Genomic DNA, 7,794 nt, shown 5'->3' on the forward strand with positions numbered 1-7,794 from the left:
TATAACCACCCCCCTGGCGGTTATTTATTGTGCGTGCTTCAATATTCTGCTCATAAATCCACAATAGCAAGAAAAGCATCCGGGTTCATTTCGGCTCCGGACCTATAAAAATGAGCATGCTTTTGACGGTAAAGTACTGGACCTTACTCACTTTAGTACTCCTGTTGCCATCTTCTGGCACAGCCACCGCTCTGTGTCCCAAACCCAGCATCCAATTACCCGCGGGTACCCTGTCCAAAGCCCTGATATTCCTGGGACAGCAATGTAACATTTCGGTACTGGTGGAGGCCTCCGCCGCCTCTCATTATGAACTGGCAGAGCAGACCCTGCGCAGTGACAACGGCCAGTTTGAGCCAGCCCTACAGCAGTTGCTGCTCGAATTACCGTTCAAATATGAACGTATAAGCCCAACCTCTGTCGCTGTCATCACAGATGACAAGAAAGAACACGCAGCAGCAAAGCCCGCTTTCCATTCTACTGAGGAGGTCACTGTTACTGGGCAACGCCTCACCGGTAGTCATTTACATCACTCCCATCTGGATGGATATGCGCCTGTCGACGCCCTCACCCGCCAGCAATTGGAGATGACGGGCGCTCAAACTGTCGCCGACTTGCTAAAGTTCCTGCCAGCAGTTTCTGGCAACTTCACAAGCACCTCGGTCAGCCAAGAGGGGGACGGCACTGCAACCGTCTCCTTACGCGGCCTACCCGCCAGCAATACGCTCGTCCTCTTAAACGGTCGACGTATTATCAGTGACGGATTTAAAGGAGAAGCCACGGATCTTAATTCTATACCGTTACCCATGGTTGAACGGATAGAAATTCTGAAGGATGGGGCATTTGCAATTTACGGTTCAGACGCAATTGCCGGCGTAGTAAACATCATTCTACAACGCGATTTTGAAGGTCTTAAAGTGAGTAGTTACTACGGTCAGTCCCAAGAGAATGACCGGCAAACGAAATCACATCATTTAACCTGGGGGTGGCAGGGCGACAGAAGTCACTTATTACTCAGCCTGGCTCAATACCAGCAAGAGGCGGTAATGAGTCGCGATCGCAGTGTGTCCGATTCAGCCGACAGTCGTCCCAACGGTGGCCTGGATCAGCGCTCATCAGCCATTCCAGGAGGATTTATTGCACTGAATGATAGCACCGTCATTACCAATACCTCTAGAGGGGATTACCAAGACTGGATAAGCGAAGACCGCTATGACTACAGCGAGCATACTTCAGCTATAGCGCCTTTGGACAACAATTCCGTGTACCTAACAGGGGATATTGATGTAGGAGATAATGCATTTCTATTTGCTGAAATTATGGGAGTTCGCACCCTGGCAGAATCCATAATGGCACCCACTCCGGTATTTACCCGCTTCAATAACGACGACTTTACCATTGCCTCTGAAAACATCTACAACGCCTTCAGCCAAGACATTACGGATTTGCGAAGGCGATTGGTAGAAATTGGGCCGCGCAAACAATCCAATCGGATTACTACTTGGCGATTCAATTCCGGGCTCAAGGGGCTTTGGCAGGAGTGGCAATGGGAATTGGGCGCAGCCTATCAACACACGGAAAAAACCGAGAAACTCAGTAATCTGATAGATTCATCGGCCCTTGCTTTAGGTCTGAAAGGGCCAGATCGGTGCAATCCGGATATAGGCTGTATTGCTGTCAATCTCCTGGGCCCCAGCGGCAGCATCAACACTGAACAACTGAATTTTATACGCAGTGAAAGTGTCAACAACAGCGACTCACAAATGACTGCGGTCACCCTTGTTGCTGACGGTACCCTTGCACACTTGACATCCGGGAAAATAGGCGCAGCCGCAGGGATTGAACTTCGGCGCGAAGCGATAGACTCCCTATCGGTGGGTAGTGAGGGGATATCTTTTATAGGAGGTCATGCTCCCGGCACCACAAAAGGCTCACGCATTATTAGAGAGGCTTTTACCGAAGTTACTATCCCATTAGTCGAACAACTCTGGCTGGATGGCGCCTTGCGCCTGTCGCACTACAATGACTTCGGTAGTACCAGCAATCCCAAACTGGCACTGCGCTGGAAACCCTCGCCCGCTCTCATGATACGGGGGAGTTTTGCAACTGGATTTAGAGCCCCAACCCTTACAGATGTGAAGCAACAAAGCTACCTAAGCCAGGTAACCATCATTGACCCCTGTTCATACCACCACCCCGGCACCCTTCCTGGTTGCACAAAACAAGCCGACAGCTCACTGATTGAGCACCTGTCCGAATTTGGGGGCAACCCGAATCTGAAACCGGAAACATCGAAAAATCTATCTTTGGGTATTACGTGGACTCCCACTTCTCTCGAGGGGTTTAAGGCAACTTTCGATTTATACGATATACAGCAAGAAAACGTCATTGGGTCCGACCCTCAACTTCTCGTTGAACAAAATGCCCGCTCTGGCCTATTCGGTGACAAGGTGGTTAGAGATGAAAACGGTGATATCAGCAGGATCTTTGCCACCCGGTTAAATCAGGGGAACCGTGAGGTACAGGGGTATGACATAGCTCTGCGTTATAATTTGCAACCGAGGCATACAGGCCATTTTCGCCTCGCATTGAATATCAGCCATACACTGCATCACCTCACTCAAGTCACGCCAGAATCACAAAAAGAAGACCTTTCCGGCACCTTTGCTGGAAGCGCGAATGGTGAGGTTGGATCTCTCCCGAAATGGAAAGCGAATGCTGGTATCTATTGGAGTAAAGGCTTCTGGGAGGCTGCTTATACTATGCACCATGTAGGCCCGCTGGAAGAAACATTTACCCAGGGCGAACGCCTCACCTCACGGGATATTGAGGACTGGTCTACCCACGATTTTCAATTTGCGGTTACTCCACATAAAAAACTGCGACTTGCCATCGGGGTCAACAACCTGCTAAACCAACCCCCTCCATTAGCTGCCACCGCCACTAACCACAATTACGATTTTCGGACCTATGACCTTACTGGCCGCTTCTGGTATGGCACTTTCTCTCTCAATCTGTGAGTCGAAAACCCATTTATTATCTATCTCTGTCATCAATAGCTGTGCACAGGCGGCAATTTGACCCACTGCTGCCTTCTCTTGACTAATTCTTACTTTGGCGCCAATAAGCACTTTCACCAGACTACTCTGTAAACAATCCTATCCGTAAATGAGGCCAAGTATAGTCCAGACAAAGGTACAAAGCGCACATTCAGCAATTCCTACAAGACATTGCCTGAGTATCCCAGCGTTACACCGTCGGTTTATAGCTACTTGTGTGCTGAATATCAGCGCATTCTGTCACCTTTTTTCAATTCGGCTTCACCCTCAGCCTACACTCCAAATAATCATCCAATAATCGATAGTTATTTCAGCTCAAACCAACAATTGGCGGGCTCGACAATTTAATCATCAGGCTCTGCCTGGCTGATTAGAAATACTCTGTCCCGCTTATGCCAAAAAAAGGCAAGAAAGCAGCTTAAAACGAACAATTGGGCGACAATCCATTCACGGGAAGGATAAATATGCGGCTAACCACACTGATATTGACACTCAGTGCATCCTTTGTTTTTTGGCTGGACGATACAAGTGTTCTGTCAGCGGATACTGATTCAGGGATACTGGAAGATGAATCTTACGGAAGCTATATAGATCGCACAATTACACAAACTGGACACGACTTTGTTCGCTATATCAGCGAGTACAGGAGTTTCCATTATCCAGACGCCACTTACATGCTGACGATCTACGAGCGTCCCTCAACTCTGTGGGGAAACCTCATTTGGGTGACATATAACAGTAGAATTATATTTAGGCGATTCATTATTCCAAGCACAACATCTATACTTCCCCTGGCCAATGAGGCCGCGCAACAGATCCATGAAAAAGTATTGCAGGAACGTATCCGCCAATTCGGCGCGGTAAATGCGCTTGCTCTGCACGACCAAAGAGTCCCGATAAATCTACCGAAAAAAGATTGATTCCGGTGCACAGGGATACAGTCATGACCTTTTTGGAAGATAACCACCTTCTTCTTTCTTCCCGGCTACACTCCCCTACTTATTGTTTACCCGGCATCCGACTTGATCGCCAGGTTAATAATGAGAACCATAGCTAAGGACAAATGGAGAATAGGGGCCCTCACACCATTCTCCAGTATCCAATTGATAGCAATGCAATTGCGCACGGCTACAATTATCCAGTGCTCCCATATAAGGGTCTCCTGCCAGGCAAAAACGGGGGAAGGCCGTAATTTCATCCGGTGGCACTGGGCCGCGTTTGTATGTGTAGTACATTGGGTCACCACACAGATCCTGCCAAAAACCGTCGGCACAACCGCCTAACAGGTGTATCGCGACCAGCGCCAGTAAAATTCTACTCCTCATAGGAAATACAACGTCTACCACCGGAAATATCATAGCAGCGTGCACTGGGAGGACAAATCGAACCCGGCGCCAGCTCCTCGGAATCACCGGGGCAGCTTGAATGCCTGATTTTGCGCTCAGTTGGCGCCGCAGGCACATGAGAAGAGGGGTACGATCGGTACTCTGCATGTCGCGGCATTGGCGAGCTGTGAGGATACACGACCTGATTGCGGCTATTCGGCGTTCCGCAGGCTGTCAGCAACAGGCTCATAGAGAACGCGAAAATAACAATCGGGGAGTTATGCATGGGTATTTCTCCGTATCGGTACCACGCGAAGCGGTCTTCGCGTACTTCGGTTTAAGATCGGGTTATGCCCTCATGTCCAGGCGCACAGTATTTCCATAAACACTAATAGACTCTCATAATCGGAAAGAACCAAGTCGCGGAGTTGTACATGCTGTCGGCGCACTCCACTCCACATTGAAAACTGGCCGGTGAAGGTTGCAGATATTTGGAATCATAATTGCCTATTTCGGCAAAGCTGGCACCCTGTCCATCAGTACCTGTCTCGAAATAGAATGGGTCTTCACCCTCCACATCTTCAGCAGGTACAAACAAGCAACCTTGTATCACCAACACCGTCAAGGGCGGCAAAGCGAATCTCCCTGAAAGTCTCATGATTCGACTCCCCCACTGTTTCAGTGTTGCACTAATAGCTGTCTTCAGAGAGTCTAGCTGCAGGAAATTTGCGAGTAATTGGCGCCGAGGTATTTATGCGCATAATTCATTTTTATGTAGTTTTTAGCGCCAATAGTTTTTAGTGGAAGCGGTGAATCCCGATGAAACCCAAATAAGAAAATGGTGTCAAGAACCAATACGTATCTATTGGACCTCATCACTTTTCGCTCAGGGTGAAGAACATCCCAGCCAGGCTGATCTTTAGTATCCAACTGGTATTATCCAGGTGGTCCTTCATGCTATTTGAAGGGCTTTTCCTGGTCTGATTGCGCCCCGTCTAAAAGAATCCGGCCAGTCGACCTGCGCCAATAGCAACGGTTCTGGACAATGCCAAGGTATATGTGCGGGCAACCATGTTAAGGCTGCACCCAGGCCGGAACAGTTCCAGGGCGACAGCGATTCGGAAACAATCAATCTTCCTGTTACTAATAAGGAAGGAGGGAAGAATACCCCCCCTCGGCCAGGATCGTATGAGGCATGGATGTCGATTACGAGCGTACAGGGATGTATGTACAGCGCATCTCGGGAGAGGGGTATTCTTTCCTTCCGACCCGGTAGCAACGGCGACTGTTACACCGTCTAGCAGCAGGCTCTGGATCGCTCTTTTTTCATCTGCTGATACAGAAAACTTTGGCCTTAATTATTAGACCCTGCGGAAATCCAGCATTCTCTGCAGTGCAATCATCGCCTTGCGCCCCAAATCGTCGTCCACAAAGATTTCATTCCCGCCCAGCTCCAAAACCCCGCACAGATTCTCCAGCGAATTCATTGCCATCCATGGGCAGTTGGCGCAGCTGCGACAAGTGGCGCCTGCGCCAGCAGTTGGGGCAATAATCAGCTCTTTATCCGGACACTCTCGCTGCATTTTGTAAAAAATGCCCTGGTCTGTCGCTACGATAAAGCGTTTCTGTGCACGGGTTTTGGCAGCATTGATTATCTGCGAAGTGGAGCCCACTACATCTGCCAAAGCAACCACTGACGCCGGTGATTCAGGATGTACCAGCACTGCTGCATCTGGATACAAGGCTTTAAGATCCCTCACCCCCTTTGCTTTGAACTCCTCATGCACGATACAGGCGCCATCCCACAGCAACACATCCGCGCCGGTCTCACGCTGCACATACCCCCCCAAGTGCTTGTCCGGCGCCCACAGGATTTTCTCACCCTTGCCATCCAGATAATCCACAACATCAAGAGCAATACTGGAGGTTACCACCCAATCGGCACGGGCCTTCACCGCCGCGGACGTGTTGGCATAAACCACTACTGTGCGGTCGGGGTGCTGATCGCAAAATGCCGCGAACACCTCCGATGGGCAACCCAAATCCAGGGAACAGGTAGCCTCCAAAGTGGGCATCAGAACACGCTTGTTGGGCGTTAGAATCTTGGCGGTTTCACCCATAAACTTAACCCCGGCTACCACCAGAGTGTCGGCCGGGTGTCGGGCGCCAAAGCGGGCCATTTCCAGGGAGTCCGAGACACAGCCACCGGTCTCTTCGGCCAGTGCCTGAATCAAGGGATCGGTATAATAGTGCGCCACTAGCACAGCATTTTGCGCTTTCAGTAAGCACTTGATACGTTCACGCCAAACCCGCAATTCCTCTTCACCGTATTGGGACACAACCGACCCCGCCAAATGGGCCTCTACCAGGGAGGGGGCATCTAACGTGCCTGCGACATTGGACTTATGAGTCATTGCTAGCCACCATCAGGGAAAAGGGCGCATTATAACGCAATGGAAGACCTCCAAAACGGGTTGACTGCATCCTCAGGATCTGGCTGGAAACTGGCAGCAAAGTGCATCTACTTTATCCCCACAATACCAAAACGGGTGCCATATGGTGATTCTGGTGGTGGAACACGTGAAAACCCGACCTTCCGCTACTTTTAGTCTCCATCTGCTTGAACAGGTAACCTGGCTCTGGTTACTACGCAACTACGTTGGACGACCCCTGAGTGTCAGCGTTTAGGATCCGACATATCGCGTTTGGTGAAGATGAGTGCTTCAAGGGCGCCTTGGCCGGTCCAGTTTTGTCGGGCGTTAACTGCTCTTAGCCGAGCCCGGGGTTGGTCGTTCAGACCATAGGGCTGGCAACTGGCGAGCGGGGTAGCCCATCAATTATCCTCATCATCGGCCATGATGGCGACAGCCTTCACTGCAGAGCCCCACCAGATACCGATCTCAACGCGCAAAACCGAGGGACTATTCTCACGAAAATCGGGTTTGGCTTTGGCACCATAGAGCCAGGCAGCCGTGCGCACAGACTATTGAGCCCAATGCCGATACCATTACTTACGCGGATATCCACGCCTGTACCGGCGAACACAACCCTCAGATCATCGCTTTGAAAAAACACCGTTCTCACTACCTCACCACCAGGTTTCGAAGAGTTTACACCGTGGTAAATGGCATTTTTCACCACAGGCGACAGAAATCTATTTTCGGGGTCTGGCTATTTTCGATATCAGCGTGGTATTCCAGCCGACTCTGCATACGAATCACCCGAATTTCGAAGTAAGTGTGCAGGGTTTTCATTTCCTGCGGAAACACTGGTTCTGCACAGGGCAGAGCGCACTATGTAGTGGTCAACTTTTACCGGACAGTAAGTTAAGATTTCCTTCCGCCTTTGCAGGTGGTATACCATCGTTGTGCTGATGGGGACGCTCCCAGTTGTAGTAGGTCATCAGATAGTGA

The 7,794-nt window shown here is 50.1% G+C and carries 4 protein-coding genes; 2 read left to right on the forward strand and 2 right to left on the reverse strand.

The features are described 5' to 3' along the window. Positions 1-110: 110 nt before the first annotated feature. Both Q1A48_RS16425 and Q1A48_RS16430 read left to right on the forward strand, forming a co-directional pair. Positions 111-3,017: a TonB-dependent receptor gene (locus Q1A48_RS16425; protein ID WP_299947085.1), complete on the forward strand. Its 2,907-nt coding sequence runs from the start codon at positions 111-113 to the stop codon at positions 3,015-3,017. Between the two features lie 503 nt (positions 3,018-3,520). Next, positions 3,521-3,976, forward strand: a complete 456-nt coding sequence (locus Q1A48_RS16430; protein ID WP_299947088.1) for a CsgE family curli-type amyloid fiber assembly protein — start codon at positions 3,521-3,523, stop codon at positions 3,974-3,976. Between the two features lie 1,766 nt (positions 3,977-5,742). Here the strand turns inward: Q1A48_RS16430 and nadA are convergent. After that, positions 5,743-6,795 (reverse strand): quinolinate synthase NadA, encoded by a 1,053-nt coding sequence (gene nadA, locus Q1A48_RS16435; protein WP_299947090.1) that lies wholly within the window; start codon positions 6,793-6,795, stop codon positions 5,743-5,745. Between the two features lie 419 nt (positions 6,796-7,214). Beyond that, on the reverse strand, positions 7,215-7,361 hold the full coding sequence (locus tag Q1A48_RS16440; RefSeq protein WP_299947093.1) for a hypothetical protein: 147 nt from the start codon (positions 7,359-7,361) through the stop codon (positions 7,215-7,217). Between the last annotated feature and the right edge of the window lie 433 nt (positions 7,362-7,794).

Source organism: uncultured Microbulbifer sp. (assembly GCF_947489355.1).
Lineage (GTDB): Bacteria > Pseudomonadota > Gammaproteobacteria > Pseudomonadales > Cellvibrionaceae > Microbulbifer.

What these genes read in the sequence shown, in the direction of transcription:
- Q1A48_RS16425 (WP_299947085.1), top strand. Translation starts at nt 111, where the DNA reads ATGAGCATGCTTTTGACGGTAAAGTACTGGACCTTACTCACTTTAGTA.
- Q1A48_RS16430 (WP_299947088.1), top strand. Translation starts at nt 3,521, where the DNA reads ATGCGGCTAACCACACTGATATTGACACTCAGTGCATCCTTTGTTTTT.
- nadA (WP_299947090.1), bottom strand. Translation starts at nt 6,795, where the DNA reads ATGACTCATAAGTCCAATGTCGCAGGCACGTTAGATGCCCCCTCCCTG.